The sequence below is a fragment of the Ramlibacter pallidus genome, assembly GCF_015070875.1.
Taxonomy (GTDB): domain Bacteria; phylum Pseudomonadota; class Gammaproteobacteria; order Burkholderiales; family Burkholderiaceae_C; genus Ramlibacter; species Ramlibacter pallidus.
The window spans coordinates 113,111-134,756 of record NZ_JADDIV010000003.1 but is presented as its reverse complement, the minus strand read 5'-3'; the positions used below and the strand labels follow the sequence as shown (position 1 = coordinate 134,756).

General features: G+C 69.4%; 23 protein-coding genes. 12 read left to right on the top strand and 11 right to left on the bottom strand.

The window, feature by feature from the left end; genetic code table 11:
- Positions 1-12 precede the first annotated feature (12 nt).
- The 7 genes from IM787_RS09740 to IM787_RS09710 all read right to left on the bottom strand — a co-directional run bounded on the left by IM787_RS09740 (position 13) and on the right by IM787_RS09710 (position 5,947).
- Positions 13-477, bottom strand: a complete 465-nt coding sequence (locus tag IM787_RS09740) for a cold-shock protein (protein ID WP_193676480.1) — start codon at positions 475-477, stop codon at positions 13-15.
- A 31-nt stretch (positions 478-508) separates the two neighbouring features.
- On the bottom strand, positions 509-1,039 hold the full coding sequence (locus IM787_RS09735) for an NYN domain-containing protein (RefSeq protein ID WP_193676479.1): 531 nt from the start codon (positions 1,037-1,039) through the stop codon (positions 509-511).
- Positions 1,040-1,123: 84 nt separating this feature from the next.
- On the bottom strand, positions 1,124-2,563 hold the full coding sequence (locus tag IM787_RS09730; RefSeq protein ID WP_193676478.1) for a pyridoxal phosphate-dependent decarboxylase family protein: 1,440 nt from the start codon (positions 2,561-2,563) through the stop codon (positions 1,124-1,126).
- Positions 2,560-3,183: a DedA family protein gene (locus IM787_RS09725; protein WP_193676477.1), complete on the bottom strand. Its 624-nt coding sequence runs from the start codon at positions 3,181-3,183 to the stop codon at positions 2,560-2,562. Before IM787_RS09725 ends, IM787_RS09730 begins: the two co-directional genes overlap by 4 nt.
- A gap of 36 nt (positions 3,184-3,219) precedes the next feature.
- Complete coding sequence (locus IM787_RS09720; protein WP_193677091.1) at positions 3,220-4,410, bottom strand: aminotransferase-like domain-containing protein; 1,191 nt, start codon at positions 4,408-4,410, stop codon at positions 3,220-3,222.
- A gap of 183 nt (positions 4,411-4,593) precedes the next feature.
- Complete coding sequence (locus IM787_RS09715; protein ID WP_193676476.1) at positions 4,594-5,334, bottom strand: hypothetical protein; 741 nt, start codon at positions 5,332-5,334, stop codon at positions 4,594-4,596.
- 10 nt (positions 5,335-5,344) lie between these two features.
- Positions 5,345-5,947 carry a hypothetical protein gene (locus IM787_RS09710; protein WP_193676475.1) on the bottom strand — a complete coding sequence of 201 codons (603 nt, stop codon included), beginning with the start codon at positions 5,945-5,947 and terminating at the stop codon, positions 5,345-5,347.
- Positions 5,948-6,182: 235 nt separating this feature from the next.
- Between IM787_RS09710 and IM787_RS09705 the strand changes: the two genes are divergently transcribed.
- Positions 6,183-6,611 (top strand): hypothetical protein, encoded by a 429-nt coding sequence (locus IM787_RS09705; RefSeq protein WP_193676474.1) that lies wholly within the window; start codon positions 6,183-6,185, stop codon positions 6,609-6,611.
- Between the two features lie 3 nt (positions 6,612-6,614).
- Here the strand turns inward: IM787_RS09705 and IM787_RS09700 are convergent, their stop codons facing one another.
- On the bottom strand, positions 6,615-7,097 hold the full coding sequence (locus IM787_RS09700) for a MarR family winged helix-turn-helix transcriptional regulator (RefSeq protein WP_193676473.1): 483 nt from the start codon (positions 7,095-7,097) through the stop codon (positions 6,615-6,617).
- Between the two features lie 163 nt (positions 7,098-7,260).
- Between IM787_RS09700 and IM787_RS09695 the strand changes: the two genes are divergently transcribed.
- The 8 genes from IM787_RS09695 to IM787_RS09660 all read left to right on the top strand — a co-directional run bounded on the left by IM787_RS09695 (position 7,261) and on the right by IM787_RS09660 (position 15,490).
- Entirely contained in the window at positions 7,261-8,997 is a 1,737-nt protein-coding gene (locus IM787_RS09695; RefSeq protein ID WP_193676472.1) for a tannase/feruloyl esterase family alpha/beta hydrolase, read from the top strand.
- A gap of 80 nt (positions 8,998-9,077) precedes the next feature.
- Entirely contained in the window at positions 9,078-9,764 is a 687-nt protein-coding gene (locus IM787_RS09690; RefSeq protein ID WP_193676471.1) for a TetR/AcrR family transcriptional regulator, read from the top strand.
- 75 nt (positions 9,765-9,839) lie between these two features.
- Complete coding sequence (locus IM787_RS09685) at positions 9,840-10,385, top strand: TRAP transporter small permease (RefSeq protein WP_193676470.1); 546 nt, start codon at positions 9,840-9,842, stop codon at positions 10,383-10,385.
- On the top strand, positions 10,382-11,662 hold the full coding sequence (locus IM787_RS09680; RefSeq protein WP_193676469.1) for a TRAP transporter large permease subunit: 1,281 nt from the start codon (positions 10,382-10,384) through the stop codon (positions 11,660-11,662). The genes IM787_RS09685 and IM787_RS09680 overlap by 4 nt, the downstream gene beginning before the upstream one ends.
- 28 nt (positions 11,663-11,690) lie before the next feature.
- Entirely contained in the window at positions 11,691-12,689 is a 999-nt protein-coding gene (locus tag IM787_RS09675; protein WP_193676468.1) for a TRAP transporter substrate-binding protein, read from the top strand.
- A gap of 48 nt (positions 12,690-12,737) precedes the next feature.
- Positions 12,738-13,571: a shikimate dehydrogenase family protein gene (locus IM787_RS09670; protein WP_193677090.1), complete on the top strand. Its 834-nt coding sequence runs from the start codon at positions 12,738-12,740 to the stop codon at positions 13,569-13,571.
- A gap of 93 nt (positions 13,572-13,664) precedes the next feature.
- Positions 13,665-14,585: a 4-hydroxyphenylpyruvate dioxygenase gene (locus IM787_RS09665; protein ID WP_193676467.1), complete on the top strand. Its 921-nt coding sequence runs from the start codon at positions 13,665-13,667 to the stop codon at positions 14,583-14,585.
- On the top strand, positions 14,585-15,490 hold the full coding sequence (locus tag IM787_RS09660; RefSeq protein WP_193676466.1) for a sugar phosphate isomerase/epimerase family protein: 906 nt from the start codon (positions 14,585-14,587) through the stop codon (positions 15,488-15,490). Before IM787_RS09665 ends, IM787_RS09660 begins: the two co-directional genes overlap by 1 nt.
- Positions 15,491-15,898: 408 nt before the next feature.
- On the opposite strand, the gene IM787_RS09655 is transcribed toward IM787_RS09660, so the two are convergent.
- Together IM787_RS09655 and IM787_RS09650 are read right to left on the bottom strand one after the other, a co-directional pair.
- Positions 15,899-17,509 carry a gamma-glutamyltransferase family protein gene (locus tag IM787_RS09655; protein WP_227494253.1) on the bottom strand — a complete coding sequence of 537 codons (1,611 nt, stop codon included), beginning with the start codon at positions 17,507-17,509 and terminating at the stop codon, positions 15,899-15,901.
- Positions 17,510-17,517: 8 nt separating this feature from the next.
- Entirely contained in the window at positions 17,518-18,477 is a 960-nt protein-coding gene (locus tag IM787_RS09650; RefSeq protein ID WP_193676465.1) for a tripartite tricarboxylate transporter substrate binding protein, read from the bottom strand.
- A gap of 83 nt (positions 18,478-18,560) precedes the next feature.
- On the opposite strand from IM787_RS09650, the gene IM787_RS09645 reads away from it, so the two are divergent.
- Entirely contained in the window at positions 18,561-19,430 is an 870-nt protein-coding gene (locus IM787_RS09645; protein WP_193676464.1) for a LysR family transcriptional regulator, read from the top strand.
- 4 nt (positions 19,431-19,434) lie between these two features.
- On the opposite strand, the gene IM787_RS09640 is transcribed toward IM787_RS09645, so the two are convergent.
- On the bottom strand, positions 19,435-20,613 hold the full coding sequence (locus IM787_RS09640) for a serine hydrolase domain-containing protein (RefSeq protein ID WP_193676463.1): 1,179 nt from the start codon (positions 20,611-20,613) through the stop codon (positions 19,435-19,437).
- Positions 20,614-20,678: 65 nt separating this feature from the next.
- Between IM787_RS09640 and nth the strand changes: the two genes are divergently transcribed.
- Both nth and IM787_RS09630 read left to right on the top strand, forming a co-directional pair.
- On the top strand, positions 20,679-21,326 hold the full coding sequence (gene nth / locus IM787_RS09635) for an endonuclease III (RefSeq protein WP_193676462.1): 648 nt from the start codon (positions 20,679-20,681) through the stop codon (positions 21,324-21,326).
- Between the two features lie 36 nt (positions 21,327-21,362).
- Positions 21,363-21,644: a hypothetical protein gene (locus IM787_RS09630; RefSeq protein ID WP_193676461.1), complete on the top strand. Its 282-nt coding sequence runs from the start codon at positions 21,363-21,365 to the stop codon at positions 21,642-21,644.
- Positions 21,645-21,646 lie beyond the last annotated feature (2 nt).

The window sequence follows — 21,646 nt, the reverse complement described above, 5'->3', positions numbered from 1 at the left end:
CAGCGCGGCACTTCAGGACGCTGCCGGGCGCCTGGAGGCCGCATGCCCAGGTGGATGCTCCAATGCCGGCATCGATTGCTTGCGCGCGCCCGGCCGCTTGCGATCGAGGTCGCGCGACATGCAGCTGCCGAGGGCCCAGAGCAGGCCCACCGTGACCAGCACGGAGACGATGCGGACCACGGTGAGATTGACGTTCCGGCGCCGTTCGCGAGGGAGTTCGGGAATCTGCAGGGGCTCGTTGCGCCGGTCCGGCACCGCGGCCGCCCGCGGTGCGACCTGCGGCAGCTGCACCTCGGTGGCCCGCTTCCGCCCCTTGGCGTCGAGCGCCACTTCGAAGGTCAGGGCGTCCTGCAACGCCGGCCGTGGCGTCGGCAACGCGGACCGGTGCACCAGGAGATCGTCGCCCCCGCCATCCGGCCGGATGACACCGAATCCGCGCGCCTCGTCGAACTTGTGAAGCTTGCCGCTGAACCGCATCTGCACTCCTCGCTCGCTCGCGCCGCCGCGGTCACGCCGGCGCGACGATGTCCTCGTAGTACCGGAACTCGTCGCAGCTGCCGGCCCAATGCTTGTTGGTCGCCGCGCGCGTGCCCACGCCGACCAGCCGGCGACCGGCCGCCTTGATCTTCTGCGCGACCGGCATGTAGTCGCTGTCGCCGCTGACGATGACGACGGTGCCGATGTGGGGAAAGCGCCCGATGTCCTCCATCGCATCCAGGCACAGGCGGATGTCCGCCCCGTTCTTCGCCGCGCCGCCCGGCGGGAACAATTGCACCAGGTCGATGGCGTTCTGCATCAGTGCTTCGCGGTAGCGGGCGAAGAATTGCCAGTTGCAGAAGGCACGGTGGATGGCGATGGGGCCGAAGGTCGCGGCCAGCTTCACGACGGTGTCCACTTCCACCAGCGGTTCCTGCAGCTTGAAGCGGTTCCCCGGCCCGTACACGCCCGGCTCGCGCGCCTCAGCGAGGCTGGCGTGCAGGTTCTCGAAATCCCAGTAGAGGGCGACGGAGCGGGGCTCGGCGCCGGATGGATGGTTCATGCGTTCTCCGGCGTAGATCGTATCGCGTGGACAGGAACACGGGAGCGCTGGGTTCCCGCCTTCGCGGGAATGACGGAGGCGTCGTCAGCCCCGCCGCTGCTTGCGCTCCACATACCACCGCGCCGCCTTCTCCAGCAGGGCATCCACTCTGCCCTGCGGCGGCGGCGCGGCGTGCAGGTCGACCTCGCCGCCGCCGGCCTTGTACATCTGCACGAACAGGTCGCGGACCTTCTCGCGCACCATGCCGCGCAGCGGGACGTGCGCCATCATCCCGTAGGTGGCGGCGCTGCCTTCCTTCGCCAGCGCAGGGTTCGCCTTCACGGTGGCAACGGCTTCACGCAGGTCGCGCAGGTAATCCTCGACCACGCCCAGGTGCCCCGCCGTGATCATCGCGTGCAGGCCGTCCGGCTTCTGCAGCCGGTTCACCGTCCAGCCCTTCGCATCGAGCTGGTCTCCCACGGCGAAGATGTTCACCTGCGGATCGCGCGAGCCGTACGCCAGCAGCGGGCCGCTGGGCTCGCCCATCACGTACAGCTCCGGCGCCGCGGTGATCGCATCGCGCATGCGGTCGAAGGCTTCCATCGTGCGGCGCGCGAGGTCGCGGTAGCCCGCTTCGCCGAAATGCTGCATCGCCGCCCACGCCGCCGCATAGGCGCCGCCCGGCCGCGTGCCGAGGATGCCCGCCGACGCGAAGACGCCGCCCGGCCAATCCTCGTAGACGAACAGCTGGTGCTTCAGCAGGTCGAGGTTGCGGTAGGTGATGGTGGAGGCGCCCTTGGCCGCGAAGCCGTACTTGTGGATGTCGGCCGAGATCGAGGTGACGCCCGGCACGCGGTAGTCCCAGGTGGGCAGCGGCCGGCCGTTCATCTCCACGAAGGGCAGGATGAAGCCGCCCACGCAGGCGTCGACGTGCAGCGGCACGCCCTTGTCCTGCGCAATGCGGCCCATCGCCTCGATCGGGTCGATCGTGCCGTGCGGGTACTCGGGCGCGGAGCCCAGGAGCATGACCGTGTTGCGGTTGATCAGGCGCGGCAGCTTGCGCAGGTCCGGCCGCAGGCCGGCGTCCAGCGGCAGCAGCCGCACGCGCACGTTGAAGTACTCGGCCGCCTTGAACCATGCCACGTGTGCCGTGACGGGCAACACCATCTCCGGCCGCTTCACGCCGCGCGTGGCGCGCGCCAGGTCGCGGTAGGTCTTGACGGCCAGCAGGCAACTTTCGGTGCCGCCCGAGGTGACGATGCCGCACACCTCCGGCGTCCCGTGCAGCAGGCCAGCGACGGTGGCGATGATCTCCGTCTCCAGCCGCTTGAGGCTCTTGAAGGCGGTGGGGTTCAGCCCGTTGGCCGACGAGAAGGCCTGGTACGCATCGCCTAGGAAGTCGTCGTGGGCCTCGTCCAGCCAGTACACCAGGCTCCACAGCCGGCCGGCCTTGTAGTCGGGGTCGTCGGCGGCGAAGCGCTGCAGGTCGGCCAGCACCTCGTCGCGCGGGCGGCCCTGTGCGGGCAGCGGGGTAGCGGCACTCATGGCGCGGGCTTGGCCGGCTTGGCGCGGCGCATGCGGCTGTAGATGAAGGCGGCGACGAGTGCCACCACCAGCGCAATCGTCAGCACGGTGCCCGAGCCCTTCACCCAGCCCGTGATCTCCTGCCAGCGCCCGCCGATGTAGCGCACGCCGTAGACCAGCAGCGGCAGCTCGATCGCCGCGGCCAGACCGTCGTAGACGAAGAAGTGACGGTAGCGCGTCTTCAGCGACCCGGCCGCGAAGAACAGCATGGTGCGGATGCCGGGGAGGAAGCGCACCACGAAGATGTACGCAGGACCGTAGCGAAGCATGGTGCCTTGAAGCGACTCCAGCCGGGCGGGCGGGACGATGCGCGCGGCCCAGGGTTTGCGCAGCATGCGAGCGCCGTAGCGGTGGCCGAGGGCAAAGGTGACGGCGTCACCTGCGATGAGGCCGAACCAGGAGACGACGATCAGCGGGATGGGGTCGAAGACGCCTTGGAGCGTCAGGGCAGCTGCGGCAAGGAGGAGGATGTCCTCGTTGATGGGGGCGCCGGTGCCGCAGGCGAAAAGGAGGGCGAAGAGGAGAGCGTAGGCGGGAGGGCCGGAGAGGGAGTGGAGGAAGGGGAGGATGACGTCCAGCATTTCAGCTCTCTTCCATGGCTACCTGCCCCGCCGCAACTAGATTGCCGCTCCGAGTCGCTTCGATCCTTCGATGATCTTGCCGACGTCCGCCGTCGCAAAGCTCAACCGGAATGAAGAGTTATCAGGGTTGTTCGCATAAAACGGCGCCCCCGGCACAAACGCCACCCCCTGCTCGATCGCCCGCTTCGCGAATTCGCTGGCGTCCTTCACCTTCCCACCCGCGCCCGTCAGCCGCGCCCAGAAGAACAGCCCACCCTTCGGCGCGGTGAACTCGATCGCATCGCCCAGCTCGCGCGTCAGCGCCTGCGCCATCGCGTCCGCACGCTCCGCATACTTCTTCCGCACGTTGTCCAGCGTCGCCGGCATGCGCCCGCTCTTCAGGTACTGCGCTGCCGTCGCCTGCGCGAAGGTGCTGGTGTGCGCGTCGCTGAACTGCTTGCACATCGTCGACTTGGCCAGCAGCTCGGGCTGCGCGATCAACCAACCCACGCGCAGGCCGGGGCTGAGCACCTTGCTCATGGAGCCACAGTGGGCGATCCACTCGCGGCTGCCCGGCACGTCCTTGGAGAGCGCCAGCATGCTCGGGGGCGGCGCCTCGCCGAAGTACAGGTCGCCGTAGGGGTCGTCTTCGACGACCAGCACCTGGTACTTCACGGCCAGTTCCAGGATCTTCTTGCGCCGCTCCAGCGACAGCAGCGCGCCGCTGGGGTTGCCGAAGGTGGGGATCAGGTAGACGAACTTGGGCCTGTGTTCGGCGATCAGCTGTTCCAGCTTGTCGACCTGCACGCCGTTGGCGTCGATGGGCGCGCTCACGAGGTCGGCGCCATAAAGGCGGAAGCACTGGATGGTGGCCAGGAAGGTCGGGCCTTCCACGATGACCTTGTCGCCGGGGCTGATCATCGTCTTGCCCAGGAGGTCCAGCGCCTGCTGGCTGCCGGTGGTGACGATCAGGTTCTGCGGCTCGATGTCCGTCACGCCCTTGCTGCGCTCGAAGGCGGCGAGCTGGGTGCGCAGGGGTTCGTAGCCTTCGGTGGCGCCGTACTGGAGGGCGCCGCCGGGTTCTTCGGCCAGGGCCTTCTGGGACGCCTCGCGAAGGCCCTCGACGTCGAACATGGCGCTGTCGGGAAAGCCGCCGGCGAAGGAGATGATGCCGGGCTTGCCCAGGAGCTTGAACAGCTCGCGGATGGCGGAGGTTTCGACGTTGTCCAGGCGGGAGGCGAATTTCAGGGGCATGAAGGGCTCAGTGGGGGAAGGCTGGAGGAGTCCGGGCATTTTCCATGAGACGGGGGGTGGGGCCTAGCAAAGGGAGAGGGCCGCTTTCGCGGCCCTTTCTGGGAAGCCCTGGGTCCCCGCCTTCGCGGGGATGAGGGGGCGGGCGGGGGTGAGGGAGGGTGGTGAGTGGATCGTCGATCAGCGAGGCTTGTCGTCCACGTCGCCACGGCTGCGGATGTCCGGCGACGCGATCGGCACATCGTCGTCGACGAGGTCCAGCCGCCGCTGCTCGCCCCACCCCTGAGACGCCATCGCTCGCTCCCCTTCCCTCTCACGCTCGCGGGGGAACTCGCCTTCGCGCCGCACGTCCCGGTTGTGGCTCGGGGCCATGCCGGCGCGGGCCGTGCCGAAGCGCTGTTCCATCTCGCTCGCCTGGTGCTCGGCGATCAGCTCGCGCAGCGGGCGCTGGCCCACGCGCTGGAACAGGCTGACGTCGGCCGGGTTCATGCCGTGCAGGATGGACTGGGCGCGCTCGGCTTCCTCGTCGCTGCCCGCATCGACCATGACGACCAGGTGCCCCCGGTCCACCGCGCTGTTGTAGGCGGCAACGCGGTCGCGCGCGCCTTCGTCGTGGCCGAACAGGCGTTCGAAGAAGTTGCCCAGGCGGCGCACCAGCTTCGGGTCGAAGGCGACCTCGCGCTCCTGGCCGTCCCAGTTGTCGTTGGCCTGTCCGGCCGCGGCCGGTTCGCCGTGCATCAGCGGCTCCTGGTTCGATCCGATGCCGGCGGCGCTGCCGTCCTCGTAGCCCTGCACCGGGGAGCCGTCCGCGTGGCGGTGCTCCATGTGCACGTCCTCGCGGGCAAAGCCGGATTGCAGCAGGCGCTCGACGGCGCGGTCCGCCTCGGCGGCGTTCTCGAAAGTACAGATGGCGGTGTGCATCGCAGTCTCCTCAGACGGGCTTGTCCTTGTCGGCATAGCGCAGGCCGGGCGCGTGGCCCAGGTCGGGGTCGCGCAGCTCGGGGCCGGTGCGCGCGGAAAGGCGATCGGCCGACGACGAAGCCATGGCGCGTTCGCGCTCGATCGGGTTGGTGCCGGCTTCATAGGCCTCGCGGCTGCGCGTCACCATGCCGGCGAGGCCTTCGCCGCTGACGATCTCGCGCAACGGCCGCTGGCCCGGCCGGTCCAGCACGTCCAGGTCACCCGCCTGCAGCTCCTGCAGCAGCGTGCGGGCCCGCTGGGCTTCGGCCGGGTTGTCCGCATCGACGACCACCACGTAGCCGCCGCGCTCGATGTGCTGCGAATAGGTGTCCACGTGGCCGGACGGGTCGTCGCGGCCCAGCAGGCTGGCGAAGAAGTGGCCGAAGGACGAGAGCACGCCCCGGTCGTCCCCCGGCGGGCCGGAGAGGCCGCCGCGGGTGGTGCCACGGCCTTCCGCGGTGGCTTGCGGGTGTTCGACGTGGACGTCATGGCGCGCGAAGCCGGCCCGCACCAGGCTGTCCACGGCCTGGTCGGCGCGGTCCTTGTCTTCGAAGGCGCAAATGGCGGTATGCATCTCGTTTTTCTCCTTGATCCGTTGCACTCCCTCCTGTTTAGGCATCACGCGGCGCCCTGGCTGTCGTCCGGCCGAGGTGGGGTGGGTAGGCATGGGACTACCGGCACGCCTGCTGCTGGGGCAGGCCTGCGACTTGCCTCTTCCGTTGCGTGCTTAGGCAACAGGCGTAGCAGCCGTGTGAAGTTTGTCTCCGCGGCTGGGCGCGGCAGTGTCATGTCATTACACTGTTCGGCACATGTCCCCGCCCCGCGTTCTCGTCGCAGACACTCCCGAAGGCTTCAATGCGTTCCGGGACACGCTCGTGACCGGTTTCGACCTGGTGCGGGCGACCACGCTCGACCAGGCGCGCCTGGCCTTGCAGCCGGCGCCGCAGCTGGTGGTGTGCGGCTGCCACTTCGACGAAGGCCGCATGTACGACTTGCTGCGCCTGGTCAAGGCCACGCCCGGCCTCGGCAACGTGCCCTTCATGGCCGTGCGTTGCGTCGAAGGCGAACTGGACGACGCCCTCTACGAAAGCGTGAAGATCGCCGTGCGGGCGCTCGGCGGGAATGCCTTCGTCGACCTGCTGCGCTGGCAGCGGCGCTGGGGACCGGCGGAGGCCGCGCACCGGCTCACGCACCTGGTGCAGACGCTCTCGTCCACGTCGCCCGCCGACACGGGCTGAGCGTCAGCGCGCCGCGCGCGCGCAGGCCACCTTGTGCAGCAGCTCCAGCAGCATGGCGCGTTCGCCCACGGACAGCGGCAGCGTCGCCTTCTCCGCCTCGATGATCCGCTCGGTCGCCTTGCGCACCAGGTCGGCACCCTTGGCCGTGGTGTGCAGCACCTGGCTGCGCCGGTCCTCGGCGCTCTGCTCGCGCGCCACCAGGCCGCGCTGCTCCAGGCGGTCGACCATCACCGTGATGTTGGGTGCCGTCACGGCGAGGGCGCGCGCCAGCCGCGCCAGCGAGCCGCCCGGGTTCTCGGCGATGAGGGTCAGCACCGTGTACTCCACCGGGCGCAGGTCCAGCGGCTTGCCGGCGTGCACCGCGAAGACGTCGTGGGTGACGATGGCCGCCTGCGCGAGCTGGTAACCCAGCACCGACTGCAGGCGCGCCTCCTCCAGCCGGCCGGCCGGGGTCTGGTCGCTGCGTGCGGGTCTCTTTTGCGGCATGGGCGTATTGTGCGTGGCGGCCGATTGGTTACTCAGCATTAGCAATGCCGCAGCGGACCCTGAGGGGAAAGTACCTAGATGGAGCCTTCACATCGTTCAGTAACCTAACTATCCGGCCGTCACATCGCGGCCGGGGCAGTCACGAAATCACAGGAGACAGACGATGAAGAAGACGATCCGGGCCGCGGGGGCGATCGCTGCCCTGGGCGTGCTCATGGCCGCCTGCGGCGGCGGCAGCGACTACGCCGCGGCCCCCGCGCCGGCCCCTGCACCGGCACCCGCCGAACCCACGCTCCCCCAGCTCACGGCCGCCGTCGGCGCGTCGCTCAAGGGGAGCTGCACGGACCTGGCGGGGTTCACCCACGCCTCCACCACCATCACCGCGGCGACCGAGATCGCGGCAGGCACCCTGACGGTGGCAGGCCAGCCCATCGCCGCACACTGCCGGGTCACCGGCAGGATGCACGAGCGCGTGAGCCCGGTGGACGGTCAGACCTACGCCATCGGCTTCGAGATGCGCCTGCCGCTGGCCTGGAACGGCCGCTACTACTACCAGGGCAACGGCGGCACGGACGGTTCGGTGTCCACGGCGACCGGCGGCACCGCGGCCGGTACCAGCAACGCGCTGCACAAGGGCTTCGCGGTGATCTCGTCCGACGCCGGCCACAACGGCGCGCAGAACCCGTCGTTCGGCATGGATCCGCAGGCGCGCGTGGACTACGGCTACGGCGCCGTCCAGAAGCTCACGCCGATGGCCAAGGCGCTCATCGCGGCGGCCTACGGCAAGGGCCCGGACCGTTCCTACGTCGGCGGCGGCTCCAACGGCGGACGCCACGCCATGGTGACGGCGGCGCGCTTCGCGGCCGACTACGACGGCGTGCTCGCGGTCGCCCCGGGCTTCAACCTGCCGCTGGCGGCCGCCGCGCAGCTGTACACGGCGCAGCAGTTCCGCAAGGTCGCGACGGACCCGAACAACCTGGCGACCGCGTTCACGCAAGGGGAGCGGAACCTGGTCGCCGCCGCGATCCTGGGCAAGTGCGACGCCTTGGACGGCGTCGCCGACGGCCTGGTCAACGACGTGGAAGCCTGCCGCACCGCCTTCAGCCTGTTCAACGACGTGCCCACCTGCCCGGCGGCGCGCGACGACACCTGCCTGACGGCGGCGCAGAAGTCGGCCATCGACGCGATGTACTACGGGCCGGTCAACAGCCGCGGCACGCCGCTGTACACCACCCAGCCCTACGATCCAGGGCTCGCGGCCAGCGGCTGGGCGCTGTGGAAGTTCAACTTCTCCGTGCTGCTCGACCCGGGCGCGGTCGGCGTGATCTTCCAGGTGCCGCCGGATCCCACCGTGCCGGCCAATGCGCGCAACTTCGCCTACAACTACAACTTCGACCTCGACTTCCCGAAGCTGTTCGCCACCAACGCGACGTACACCGAGAACTCGCTGTCGTTCATGACGCCGCCCAACCCGACCAAGCTGGACACCCTGCGCGACCGCGGCGGCAAGATGATCGTGGTGCACGGCGCCTCCGACGGCGTGTTCTCGATCGACGACACGCAGCGCTGGTACGAGGCGCTGGACCGCGAGAACGGCGGCAAGGCGGCGCAGTTCGCGCGCTTCTACCGCGTGCCGGGCATGAACCACGTGAGCGGCGGGCCGGCGACCGACCAGTTCGATGCGCTGCAGGCGCTGGTCGACTGGGTGGAGCAAGGCAATACGCCCGACCGCATCGTGGCGCAGGCGCGCGGCGCGGGCAACCCGGCTGGCGTGAACGCCGCCCTTCCCGCGGGCTGGGCCGCGGACCGCACGCGGCCGCTGTGCCCGCATCCGCTGGTGGCGCGCTACAAGGGCTCCGGCGACATCGAGAAGGCCGAGAACTTCACCTGCGCACGCTGATCAAGAGGCGGGACGGAAGCCTGGGGTGCGCGCTGCGCACCCCTTTTTTTGGCGCGGGCGCACCCCTATACTCTCGCGCAATGAACGAACTGGTACACGCGAAACTGCGTGCGCGCGCCGCGCGCGCGGGCGACGGGCCGCGCGAGCCGACGCGCACCAACGACCCCGAGCGGACCAAGGCCAACATCCTCGAAGTGGCGGCCGCGGAGTTCGGCGAGAAGGGGCTGGCCGGCGCGCGGATCGACGAGATCGCCGCCGCCACGCAGACCAGCAAGCGGATGATCTACTACTACTTCGGCAGCAAGGAAGGCCTGTACCTGGCCGTGCTGGAGGAGTCGTACAAGCGCGTGCGCGACGTCGAGGCGGAACTGCACCTGCAGGACCTGGAGCCGGAACAGGCCTTGCGCCGGCTGGTGGCCTTCACCTTCGACCACCACCTGAACCACGAGAACTACATCCGCCTGGTGATGTCCGAGAACATCAACCGCGGCCAGTACCTGGCGCAGTCCCCCCGCATCCAGGAACTGAACGTGCCGGCCATCGCGGCCATCAAGCACCTGTACGAGCGCGGCGTGAAGCAGGGCGTGTTCCGCCAGGGGCTGGACGCGGTCGACATCCACCAGTCCATCTCGGCGCTGAGCTTCTTCAATGTGTCGAACCGTCACACCTTCGGCCTCATCTTCAAGCTCGACACCCGGTCGGCCGCGTACATCGCGCACCGGCGGGAGAACGTCATCGAGATGATCGTGCGGTTCATGAAGAAGTAAGTCCGACCGGGTTAACCCCGACGCAGAAAACTAACCAGTCCGTACAAAATGCGGTCCGCAGGAGACGACCGCAGGATGATCCAGACCGCCATCGACCAGCTTTGCCGCGTGCTTTCGGCAGTGATGGTCCTTTTCCTCGCGCTGATGGTCATCATGGTGTTCGGCAACGTGGTGCTGCGCTATGGCTTCAACAGCGGCATCACGATGTCCGAGGAGCTCTCGCGCTGGCTCTTCGTCTGGATGACCTTCCTCGGCTCCCTCGTCGCCCTGCGCAAGCGCGGCCACCTGGGCACCGACAGCCTCGTATCGCGCCTGCCCATCCTCGGCCGCAAGATCTGCCTGGGCTTCAGCTACCTGCTGATGCTGTACCTGTGCTGGCTGATGTTCCGCGGCTCGTGGCAGCAGACGCAGATCAACATGGGCAGCACCAGCGCGGTGATGCAGGCCTCCATGGGCTGGTTCTACGCCTCGGGCCTGTTCTTCTCGGTGCTGGCCTTCTTCTTCATCCTGGTCGACGCCTGGAGGCTCGTGACCGGGCAACTCACGGAGGACGAGCTCATCGGCGTGCGCGAGTCCGACGACATGCCGCACGGGCAACCCGAAGCGGCGGGCAAGCCATGACCATCGTGATCTTCCTGGGCTCGCTGCTCGGCGCCATGGCGCTGGGCGTGCCGATCGCCTTCTCCCTGCTGGCGGCCGGCGTGGCCCTGATGTGGCACATGGACATGTTCGACGCGCAGATTCTGGCGCAGAACGTGATCGAAGGCGCCAACAGCTTCCCGCTGCTGGCCGTGCCCTTCTTCATGCTGGCCGGCGAGATCATGAACGCCGGCGGCCTGTCGCGCCGCATCGTGCACTTCGCGATGACGCTGGTCGGCCACGTGCGCGGCGGGCTGGGCTATGTCGGCATCATGGCCGCGGTGATCATGGCGGCGCTCTCGGGCTCCGCCGTCGCCGACGCCGCGGCGCTGGCCGCCCTGCTGCTGCCGATGATGCACCGCGCCGGCTACGACAAGGCTCGCTCCGCCGGCCTGCTGGCGTCGGCCAGCATCATCGCGCCCATCATCCCTCCCAGCATCGGCTTCGTGGTGTTCGGCGTCGCCGCCAACGTGTCAATCTCCAAGCTGTTCATGGCCGGCATCGCGCCCGGCCTGATGCTCGGCGCCGCGCTGTGGCTCACCTGGTGGTGGCTGGTGCGCAAGGAGAAGATCCAGCCGGCGCCGCGCGCCAGCCGCGCCGAGGTGCTGGTCGCCTTCAAGGACGCGACGCTGGCGCTGGTGCTGCCCGTGATCGTGGTGGTGGGCCTCAAGTTCGGCGTGTTCACGCCGACCGAGGCGGCGGTGGTCGCGGCCGTCTACGCCCTGTTCATCTCCACCGTCGTCTACCGCGAGCTGAAGCTGTCGCAGCTGTTCGGTCTGTTCCAGGCGGCGGCGCAGACCAGCGCGGTGATCATGTTCCTGGTGGCCGCGGCGATGGTGTCGGCCTGGATGCTGACCGTCACCAACCTCACCACCGAGCTGGTGACGCTGCTGCAGCCGCTGATCGAGCGCCCGATCCTGCTGATGTTCGTGATCATGATCGTGACGATGCTGGTGGGCACGGCGATGGACATGACCCCGACCATCCTGATCCTGACGCCGGTGCTGATGCCGGTGGTCAAGGCGGCCGGCATCGACCCCGTCTACTTCGGCGTGCTGTTCATGATCAACAACGCCATCGGGCTCATCACGCCGCCGGTGGGCACGGTGCTCAGCACGGTGGCCGGCGTCGGCAAGATCAGCATGGACGAGGTCACGCGCGGCGTCTGGCCCTTCATGCTGGCGCAGTTCGCGCTGATGTTCCTCTTCGTCCTGTTCCCTGCGCTGGTCACCGTGCCGGCGCGCTGGCTGTATGGCTGATCCCACCCACTCCATGGAGACAAAAAGCATGAAACGCCTGTTCCTCAAGACCCTGGTGGCCGCCGTCGCGCTGGCCGCCGCCGGCATCGCGCAAGCGCAGACGCGCACCATCAAGTTCGCCAACCAGAACGCCAAGGGCCACCCGGTGGTGCTGGGCATGGAGAAGTTCGCCGAGCTCGTGGACCAGAAGTCCGGCGGCAAGCTCAAGGTGCAGGTGTTCCCCGGCGGCGCGCTGGGCAGCGACCAGGCCAACGTGTCCGCGCTGCAGGGCGGCACGCTGGAAATGGCCTCGATGAACTCGGGCATCTTCGCCAGCCTGGTCAAGGATTTCGCGATCTACGACTTCCCGTTCCTGTTCGGCAACCCGCGCGAAGCGGATGCCATCGTCGACGGCGCCTTCGGCCGGAACCTGCACGCCAAGCTGGAGGACAAGGGCCTGGTCGGGCTGGGCTACTACGAGCTCGGCTTCCGCCACATCACCAACAGCCGCCGGCCGATCACCAAGGTGGAAGACATCGCCGGCCTGAAGCTGCGCGTGATCCCCAACCCGATCAACGTCGACTGGGTGACTGCGCTGGGCGCCAACCCCACGCCCCTGCCCTTCCCCGAGCTGTATGCGGCGCTGGAGCAGAAGGCGGTGGACGGCCAGGAGAACCCGGTGGCCACCATCAAGGGCGCCAAGCTGTTCGAAGTGCAGAAGTTCATGACGCTGACGAACCACCAGTACAACCCGCAGTCGATCGTGATCAGCAAGAAGTTCTGGGACACGCTGTCGCCCGCGGACCGCAAGGTGCTGCAGGACGCCGCGACGGAGTCCATCGGCTACCAGCGCACGCAGTCGCGCGCGGCGTTGCAGAGCGGCCTGGAAGACCTGAAGAAGGGCGGCCTGCAGGTCAACGAGCTGCCCGCGGCCGAAGTGAACAAGCTGCGCGAGAAGATGAAGCCGGTGATCGCCAAGCACTCCGCCACGGTCGGCGAGGCCACGGTGCAGACGATGATGGCCGAACTGGCGCGCCTGCGCAGGTAAGCCCGGGCGTCTGGAGAAGGCATGAGCGCGCGCATTCCCCGCCCGATGCTGGTCAACGGCAGTACCGAGTTGATCGCCCACCTCGGCTGGCCCACGCACGCCTTCAAGGCGCCGATGATCTACAACCCCTACTTCGAGTCCATCGCGGTCAATGCCATGGTGGTGCCGATGGGGTGCACGCCGGAGAACTTCGCGCAGGTGCTGCCGGCGGTGTTCCGGCTGGAGAACGTGCGGGGCGCCCTCATCACCATGCCGCACAAGGTGAGCGTGGTCGACCTGGTCGACGAGGTGACCGCCACCGTCAAGGTGGCGGGCTCCTGCAACGCGGTGAAGCGCCTGCCGGACGGCCGCCTGCTCGGCGACATGTTCGACGGCGAAGGCTTCGTCCGGGGGCTGGCGCGCAAGGGCATGAAGCTGCAGGCTGCGCGGGCGCTGGTGGTGGGCAGCGGCGGCGTGGGCTCGGCGATCGCCGCGTCGCTGGCGGCGGCGGGCGTGGGCGAGCTTGCGCTGTTCGACGCCAACGGCAGTGCCGCCGACGCGCTGGCGCAGCGCCTCGTCGCCCACTACCGCGGCGTGCGCGTGACCACCGGCAGCAAGGACCCGGCGGGCTTCGACCTGGTGGTCAACGGCACGCCGCTGGGCATGAACCCGGGAGACCCGCTGCCGGTGGACGTCGCCCGCATGGAGCCGCATGCCTTCGCCGGCGAGGTGGTGATGAAGACCGAGATGACGCCTTTCCTGGCCGCGGCGCAGGCGCGCGGCTGCCGGGTGCAGGTGGGCACGGACATGCTGTTCCAGATGATCCCGCCCTACCTGGAGTTCTTCGGCTTCCCCTCGACGACGCCCGAGGTGCTGCGCGCCGTGGCGCGGCTGGAGTATTGAGTGGGCGCCGCACGGCCGCCCGAAGGCGCCCGCCTCCGCTTGCGGAGGGGGGAGGCGCGGCCCGCCTGCGGGCAAGCCTGGGGGAGGATCTGAATGAGCGACCTGCTGCTGCAACCGGAGCACGCGCGTGAGCCGATGCTCGATTCCTTCAGCGACGAGAGCAACCCGATCGGCCTGGACGGCGTGGAGTTCATCGAGTTCGCCACCACCAAGCCAGCCGCCCTGGCACACGTGCTCGAGATGATGGGCTTCCGCCCGGTGGCGCGGCACCGCTCGCGCGAGGTGCTGCTGTACCGGCAAGGCGACATCAACGTGATCGTCAATGCGCATCCCGACGACGCGCACGGCGCCACGCACGGCGCGGACGTCCCCGCGATCGCCGCGGTGGCCCTTCGCGTGCGCGATGCCCGCGCCGCCTACCGCTACGTGCTGGAGCGCGGCGCCTGGGAGGTGCCGACGCACCCGGAGGCGATGGAGCTGAACATCCCCGCCATCCACGGCGTGGGCGGCAGCCGCATCTACTTCGTGGACCGCTGGCGCGAATTCTCCATCTACGACGTCGACTTCGTGCCGATCCCGGCGGTGGACCCGCGTCCCCGCCCGGTGGTCGACGGCATGCACTTCTTCGGCATCGTGCAGTACATCGGCGTGGGCCGCACCTACGACTGGTTGGAGTTCTACCAGGAGCTGTTCGGCATCGGCGTGATCCCGGACGAGCAGCGCTTCGGCATCATGCCGGCCGGCAAGCTGCTGCGGGCGCCGGCCCTGCACCCGGAGAACCGCTTCATGCTGCAGGTGATCGAGCCGGAAGCCGATTCCCTGGACGCCCGCGAGCGCCTGCACCGCATCGGCCTGGGCGTGCCCGACGTGCTGGCGGCCGTGCGCGCGCTGCGCGAGCGCGGCATGGAGTTCGTGGAGACGCAGGCGGCGCACACCGAGCGCCGCGGCGCCATCACCAAGACCTATCTCGGAGGCGTGGTCTTCGAGCTGGTGCACAGCGAGGCGGGGGCCTGATGCCGCACCAGCGCAGCTTGCTGCAGGCCATGCGCGCCTTCGGCATGGACACCATCACGCTCGCCGGCCCGCTGGAAGCGAAGCTGGAGGCGATGCAGGACGCCGGCTTCACCCAGGTGATGCTCAAGGCGAACGACCTGGTGGGCCACCCGCAGGGCTGGCAGGCCGCCGTGAAGGCGGTGCGCGCCAGCGGGCTGCGCGGCACCGGCTTCCAGGTGCTGCGCGACTTCGAGGGCCTGTCGGGGCACCTGCACCAGTACAAGGTGGACATCGCCAAGACCATGCTGGAGATGTGCGCCGCGCTGGGCTGCGACGTGCTGCTGGCCTGCTCGTCGACCTCGACCCACGCGAGCCAGGACCTGGACCACATCGCGCGCGACCTGCGCAAGCTGGCGGTGCTGGCCATCCCGTTCGGCATCAAGATCGCGTACGAGGGCCTGTCCTGGGGCCGGACGGTCAACGAGTTCACGACGGCCTGGGACGTGGTGTCGCGCGCCGACTGCCCCAACCTGGGCATCGGCATCGACTCGTTCCACATCCTGGCGGCCAAGACGCCGCTGGAGGCCATCGACGAACTGGACCCGAAGAAGATCTTCCTGGTGCAGCTTTCCGACTTCATGTGGCAGGAGACGCGCACCTTCGAGGAACGCATGGCCACGGCGCGCACCTTCCGCGTGTTCCCCGGTGAAGGCGTGCACACACAGGAGCTCGTGACGCTGGTGACCAAGCTCGATGCCCTGGGCTACGCCGGCGACTACAGCTTCGAGGTCTTCAACGACGACTACGTGCAGATGCCGCTGCCCATGGTGTCGCAGCGGGCGCGCCGGTCGGCGGTCTGGCTGGCGGAGGACGTGCTGCGGCGCTCGGTGCCGTTGCCGGGGCAGCTGCGGCTCAGGGCGGCCTAGCCGTCCCTCCCGTCATCCCCGCGCAGGCGGGGATCCAGGGCTCCCATGTTCAGGGGTGCGTCGCGGCAGGCGGCGGGCGGTGCCGTCCCGCGGTGCCTCGCCCGGCACTCGCTGTCGCTCGTTCCGGGTGCGCTGGAAGGCTGTCCCCGGCGGCGATCCGGCCAAACTCACTGCGAGTTTGCCGCGCGCGGCAAACTCTCCGTTCAGGCAAATGCCCGGAAATCAGTGCACAGTCGCAGCGCTCGATCCGCGCTACGCGCTCTCGTAGCCCTGCTTCGCCGCCGGGAACAGCCTTCCAGCCGAGGCCCCTGACTGCGGGCCGGCACCGCCCGCCGCCTGCCGCGACGTTCGAGGGCGGGAGTGGGCCTGCCGGCCCACGGTGCGGTGTGTTGCGGGCCGCTCGCCGGGTCAGAACCCCGCCGCCAACCCATCCCGCCGCGAATCCGACGCCACCACGTAGCCTTGCTTCTTCGGGTCGCCCATGCGCCAAATGAACTGGCCGGCGCCGAAGTCCTGGTAGCTGTCGTCGATGACGTCGACCTTGTGGCCGCGCGCGGCGAGCTCCGCGACGGTCGCCTTGTCCATCTGCTGTTCGACATTGATCTCCAGGCCGCTGTTGAAGCGCCAGCGCGGCGCATCGCAGGCGGCCTGCGGATCCTGGCGGTAGTCCAGCATGCGCACCAGCGTCTGCAGGTGGCCCTGCGGCTGCATGTTGCCGCCCATCACGCCGAAGCTCATGACCGGCGCCCCGTCCTTGGTGAGGAAGGCCGGGATGATCGTGTGGAAGGGCCGCTTGCCCGGCGCGACCTGGTTGGCGCCCGGCTGCAGGCTGAAGCCGTGGCCGCGGTTCTGCAGGCTGATGCCGAAGCCGGGTTCGACGCAGCCGGAACCGAAGCCCATGTAGTTGCTCTGGATGAAGCTGATCATCATGCCGTCCTCGTCGGCGGCGGTCAGGTAGATGGTGCCGCCCTTGACGGGGTTGCCCGCCTTGAAGTCCTGCGCCCGCTTCATGTCGATCAGCTTCGCGCGCGAGGCAAGGTAGGCGTCGTCCAGCATCTGCTCGGTCGTCACCTCCATCGAGGAGCGCTCCGCGACAAAGCGGTAGACGTCGGCAAAGGCGAGCTTCATCGCCTCGATCTGCACGTGCTGCGAATCGGCGCCGTCGACCTTCATCGAGGCCAGGTCGAAGTGCCTGGCAATGCCGAGCGCCATCAGTGCCGCGATGCCCTGCCCGTTGGGCGGGATCTCGTGCAACGTGTGGCCGTGGTAGTCCTTGGCGATCGGCGTGACCCATTCCGGCTTGAATGCCGCGAAGTCCTCCACTTTGTGCACGCCGCCGTTCTCGGCGCTGAAGCGCGCCAGCGCCGAGGCGATCTCGCCGCCGTAGAAGGCCTGTCCCTTCGTCTCGGCGATGAGGCGCAACGCACGGGCGGCGGCGGGGAACCGGAACAGTTCGCCGACGTTCGGCGAACGGCCCCACGGCAGGAAGCTCTGGGCGAAGCCGGCTTCGCCGGCGAGCTCCGGCCGCGCGGCCTCCCACTTCTGCCGGACCACCACCGGCACCAGGTAGCCGCGCTCGGCGATCTCGATGGCGGGCGCCAGCAGGTCGGCGAAGGGCAGCTTGCCGTAGCGCTCGGAGAGAGCGACCCAGGTGCCGACGGCCCCGGGAATGGTGGCCGAATCGATGCCGCGCTTCGGCGGCGTCTTCGCGTCCGCGCCGTACTTCTTGCCGAAATACTGCGGCGTCCAGCCGGCCGGCGCCGGGCCCGAGCCGTTGATGCCCTGGAGCTGCTGGCCGTCCCAGAGGATCGCGAAGGCGTCGCTGCCGAGCCCGTTGCTGACCGGCTCGACAATGGTCATGGCCGCGGCGGCCGCGATCGCGGCATCGACCGCATTGCCGCCCTGCCACAGCATGCGCAGGCCGGCCTGCGCGCCGAGCGGATGGGAGGTGGAGACCGCGTTGCGCGCGAAGACCGGGATGCGAGTCGTCGGGTACGGATTGTGGAAGTCGAACTGCATGCGGAACCTCAATCCATGGTGAGCTTGCGCTCGGTGATGATCTTCTTCCACTTGGCGCGGTCCGCCGTCGTCATGGCGGCGAACTGCTGCGGCGTGCCGCCGGCGGGCTCGATGCCCAGGCGCGCGAGCCGGTCCTTCACGTCCGGGTCCTGCAGCGCCTGGTTCACGGCGGTGTTGACACGCGCGACGATGTCGGCGGGCAGGCCCTTGGGGCCGTACATGCCGAACCAGGTGACCGTCTCGTAGCCCGGCACCGACTCGGCGATGGCGGGCAGGTCCGGCAGCAGCGCGGAGCGCTTGGCACTGGTGATGCCCAGGGCGCGCAGACGGCCTTCCTTCACGTGCGGCAGGCCGCTGGGCAGCGAGTCGAACAGCACGTCGACCTTGCCGCTCACCAGGTCCGGGATGGCCAGCGCGGTGCCACGGTAGGGGATGTGCACCATGAACACGTTGGCCTGCGCCTTGAAGTATTCGGTGCCGAGGTGGACCACGGTGCCGTTGCCGCTGCTGGCGTAGTTCAGGCGCCCCGGGTTCTTGCGCGCGTAGTCGACCCATTCCTTGACCGTGCGCGCCGGCGCCGAGTTGGGCACCAGCATGATGCTGGGCGCGTTGCCGACGTAGGCGATGGGCGTGAAGTCCGCCACCGGGTCGTACGGCGTCTTGCCGAAGCTCGGGCCGATGCTGTGCGTGCTGCTGGTGGCCAGCAGCAGCGTGTAGCCGTCCGGCGCCGACTTGGCGGCGAGGTCCGACCCGATGGTGCCGCCGGCACCCGGCTTGTTGTCCACGACCACGCTCTGGCCCAGCCGATCACCCAGCTTCTGCGACACGGCGCGCGCGAAGATGTCGGTGGCACCGCCGGCCGGGAACGGCACGACGAGGCGGATCGGCTTGTTGGGGTAGCCCTGGGCATGCGCGGCGGGAGCGAGCAGCGCCGAGGCGGCGAGCAGGAGGGGGGCGAACAGCTTCATCCGCCCATCATAGGAAGGCGCTTGTCAAAGCAAAAGCGAATAATCCTTTAGCCATGCTAAACGGTTGCTTTAGGATGGCGGCCATGAGCAGCATCCGCCTGATGAGGACCTTCGCCGCCGTCGCCAGCGAAGGGTCGTTCGCCGCCGCCGCGGGGCGCGTGGCGCTGACGCAGGCGGCCGTCGGCCAGCAGATGCGCACGCTGGAGTCGGACCTGCGCCGGCCGTTGTTCGAGCGGCAGGGCAAGGCCGTGGTGCTCAACGAGGCCGGGCGCGCACTGGTGCCGCAGGTGCGGCGGCTGCTCGCGCTGTACGAGCAGATGCTGGCGCCGGCGGGCACCGCCGACGGCATGGCCGGCACGGTGCACCTCGGCGCCGTCGTCTCGGCCGTGCGGCCGCTGATCCAGGCCACGCTGGCCCTCAAGGCGCGGCACCCCGCCTTGGACCTGCACGTCTCCGCGGCCAAGTCGCTGGACCTGATCGGCCGCGTGGAGTCCGGCGAGCTGGATGCGGCCGTTGCCGTGCGGGAGCCCGGCGGCGGCAACGACCTGGCCTGGACGCCGCTCTACGGCGAGCCGATGGTGCTGCTGGTGCCGCGCAAGCTGGAGGAAACCAACCCGCGGGCCGTGCTGCAGCGCGAGCCCTTCATCCGCTTCGACCCGGCGCAGCACACCGGCCGGCTGGTGGAGCGCACGCTGCGCCGGCTGCGCGTGAAGCCGCAGGCGTTCCTGGAGCTCAACGCGCTGGAGAGCATCGCGGAACTGGTGCGCTCCGGCCTGGGCGTGAGCGTGGTGCCGCTGCTGCGCGACGCGCGCTGGGCGGCTGATGCGAAGCTGCGCGTGATCGAGCTGCCGCGCGCGGAAGAGCGGCGGGTCGCGCTGGTGCAGCGTCGCGATTCGGCCAAGGCCGCCGTGGCCGCGGCGCTGGCACGAGCGCTGGAAGCGCGCGCCTCCTGACCCCTCAGCGCGCGGCCGCGAGCGCCTGGCGCAGGGCCTGCTTGAAAGCCGGCCAGACCGGCAGGTCCGAGCCCGCGAAGCGCTGCGTCATGAAGACCGCGGCGATGTCATCGCGCGGCGAGACCAGCCAATGGGTGCCCGCCAGGCCGCTCCATTGCAGGTCGCCTGTGACGGATGCCGGATCGTCCTCCGACGGCTCCACGGTGACCGACCCGACGACGCTCTGGCCGCGGCCCTTCAGGGCCGGGATGCCGGGGCAGCCGATCCACTGGCCGGGCGCCAGCTCGTTGCGATAGAGCAGCGGCATGGTGGCCGGCCGCAGCAGCGGCGCGCCACCCCGCAGCAACGCGCGCACCAGCGCGGTGTAATCGTCCAGCGACGACACGAGTCCACCGCCCGCGCCCAGGCGCGGGAACGGCTGGAGATAGGCGCCCGGATACGGCAGGTGGTCGGCGCGCTGCAGGCCCGGCTTCAGGGGTTCGCGCAGGTCGCCGAGATAGAGCGGCGCCATCCGCGCGGCCTTCTCCGGCGGCACGAAGAAGAAGGTGTCCTCCATGCCCAGCGGCTCGAAGATGCGCCGGCGGAAGTAGGCATCGAGCGTCTGGCCGGAGGCGACCTCCACCAGCCGCCCGACGACATCCGTGCCGACCGAATAGTTCCAGGCGCTGCCGGGCTGGAACAGCAGCGGCAGGCCGGCCAGCGCTTCCATCATCTGCGCCAGGTCCAGTGCGGGGTCCTGCACGCGCGCCTTTCCGTAGGCCTTGCCGATGGGCGAGTCCGGCTGCAGGAAGCCGTAGGTCAGGCCGGCGGTGTGCGCGAGCAGGTGGCGGATGCGCACCGGTTCACGGGCCGGCTCGGTGTCCTCCAGGTCCACGGCGCCGGCCCGAAGCACGCGCAGCCGCCCCAGAGCAGGGATGTACTCGCCGATGGGGTCGTCGAGCGTGAACCGGCCCTGCTCCAGCAACTGCAGCGCCGCCAGGCAGGTCACCAGCTTGGTGTTGGAGAAGATCCGGAAGAGGTGGTCGGTGCCGAGGGGGATCCGCGCCTCGCGGTCGGCCCAACCCACGCACCGGCGGGCGAGGACTTCGCCGCCGCGGACCACGGTGTACGACACGCCCGGAAGCACCTCGCGGTCCACCCAGGATTGCAGGACGGCATCCACGCCGCGGAAGTCGATCGTCATGCAGGCACTCTAGCGCAGGCGTCCCGCGCGCGCCGTCACCCAGGCGCGCCCTACACTCGCTGCCCATGGAAGCCCAGGACATCGAGCCCTTCTTCGCCACGCTGAAGGCGGCCAACCCGATGCCGGCCAGCGAGCTCGAGTACAGCACCGTGTTCGAGCTGCTGGCGGCGGTGCTGCTGTCGGCGCAGGCCACCGACGCGGGCGTCAACAAGGCCACGCGAAAGCTCTTCACCGTCGCCAACACGCCGCAGGCGATCCTGGCGCTGGGCCAGGAGGGCCTGGAGGCGCACATTAAGACCATCGGCCTCTACCGCATGAAGGCCAAGCACCTGCTGGAGACCTGCCGCATCCTGGTGGAGGTGCACGGCGGCAAGGTGCCGCGTGACCGCGAGGCGCTGGAGGCGCTGCCCGGCGTGGGCCGCAAGACGGCGAACGTGGTGCTGAACGTCGCCTTCGGCGAGGAGGCGATGGCCGTCGACACGCACATCTTCCGGGTCAGCAACCGCACCGGGCTGGCCCCGGGCAAGGACGTGGTGGAGGTGGAGCGGCGGCTGATGGAGCGCGTGCCCAGGGCCTACCTGCAGGATGCGCACCACTGGCTGATCCTGCACGGGCGCTACGTCTGCGTGGCGCGGCTGCCGAAATGCTGGCAGTGCGCGGTGGCGCGCTGGTGCGACTACCAGCCCAAGACCCCGCCGCCGGCCGTCCGCTGAGTGTCACAATGGCTGCCAACAGCCATCGGAGCCGGCATGGAAGACAAGGAACTCAAGGAGATGCTCGACGTGCACACGCAGAGCATCCAGGGCCTGGTGGAGAACCAGATGATGCTCGCCGCGCAGGTGCAGGTGCTGCAGGCGGCGCTGGCCACCATGCTGCTGCACCACAGCGACCGTGCCACGCTGCTGCGCACCTTCAAGGGCTACATGAAGATCTCCAAGGAATCGACGCCGCAGCTGTCGCGCCACATGGAAGCCCTGGAAGGCGGCATGCTGGCCCTGCTGGGCCAGGGCACCGAGCCCACCAAGGGCTGAGC

Bases quoted from the DNA above. Each gene is read 5' to 3' on its own strand.
- IM787_RS09740 (WP_193676480.1), bottom strand. From the start codon at position 477: ATGCGGTTCAGCGGCAAGCTTCACAAGTTCGACGAGGCGCGCGGATTC.
- IM787_RS09735 (WP_193676479.1), bottom strand. From the start codon at position 1,039: ATGAACCATCCATCCGGCGCCGAGCCCCGCTCCGTCGCCCTCTACTGG.
- IM787_RS09730 (WP_193676478.1), bottom strand. From the start codon at position 2,563: ATGAGTGCCGCTACCCCGCTGCCCGCACAGGGCCGCCCGCGCGACGAG.
- IM787_RS09725 (WP_193676477.1), bottom strand. From the start codon at position 3,183: ATGCTGGACGTCATCCTCCCCTTCCTCCACTCCCTCTCCGGCCCTCCC.
- IM787_RS09715 (WP_193676476.1), bottom strand. From the start codon at position 5,334: ATGCACACCGCCATCTGTACTTTCGAGAACGCCGCCGAGGCGGACCGC.
- IM787_RS09710 (WP_193676475.1), bottom strand. From the start codon at position 5,947: ATGCATACCGCCATTTGCGCCTTCGAAGACAAGGACCGCGCCGACCAG.
- IM787_RS09705 (WP_193676474.1), top strand. From the start codon at position 6,183: ATGTCCCCGCCCCGCGTTCTCGTCGCAGACACTCCCGAAGGCTTCAAT.
- IM787_RS09700 (WP_193676473.1), bottom strand. From the start codon at position 7,097: ATGCCGCAAAAGAGACCCGCACGCAGCGACCAGACCCCGGCCGGCCGG.
- IM787_RS09695 (WP_193676472.1), top strand. From the start codon at position 7,261: ATGAAGAAGACGATCCGGGCCGCGGGGGCGATCGCTGCCCTGGGCGTG.
- IM787_RS09690 (WP_193676471.1), top strand. From the start codon at position 9,078: ATGAACGAACTGGTACACGCGAAACTGCGTGCGCGCGCCGCGCGCGCG.
- IM787_RS09685 (WP_193676470.1), top strand. From the start codon at position 9,840: ATGATCCAGACCGCCATCGACCAGCTTTGCCGCGTGCTTTCGGCAGTG.
- IM787_RS09680 (WP_193676469.1), top strand. From the start codon at position 10,382: ATGACCATCGTGATCTTCCTGGGCTCGCTGCTCGGCGCCATGGCGCTG.
- IM787_RS09675 (WP_193676468.1), top strand. From the start codon at position 11,691: ATGAAACGCCTGTTCCTCAAGACCCTGGTGGCCGCCGTCGCGCTGGCC.
- IM787_RS09665 (WP_193676467.1), top strand. From the start codon at position 13,665: ATGAGCGACCTGCTGCTGCAACCGGAGCACGCGCGTGAGCCGATGCTC.
- IM787_RS09660 (WP_193676466.1), top strand. From the start codon at position 14,585: ATGCCGCACCAGCGCAGCTTGCTGCAGGCCATGCGCGCCTTCGGCATG.
- IM787_RS09655 (WP_227494253.1), bottom strand. From the start codon at position 17,509: ATGCAGTTCGACTTCCACAATCCGTACCCGACGACTCGCATCCCGGTC.
- IM787_RS09650 (WP_193676465.1), bottom strand. From the start codon at position 18,477: ATGAAGCTGTTCGCCCCCCTCCTGCTCGCCGCCTCGGCGCTGCTCGCT.
- IM787_RS09645 (WP_193676464.1), top strand. From the start codon at position 18,561: ATGAGCAGCATCCGCCTGATGAGGACCTTCGCCGCCGTCGCCAGCGAA.
- IM787_RS09640 (WP_193676463.1), bottom strand. From the start codon at position 20,613: ATGACGATCGACTTCCGCGGCGTGGATGCCGTCCTGCAATCCTGGGTG.
- nth (WP_193676462.1), top strand. From the start codon at position 20,679: ATGGAAGCCCAGGACATCGAGCCCTTCTTCGCCACGCTGAAGGCGGCC.
- IM787_RS09630 (WP_193676461.1), top strand. From the start codon at position 21,363: ATGGAAGACAAGGAACTCAAGGAGATGCTCGACGTGCACACGCAGAGC.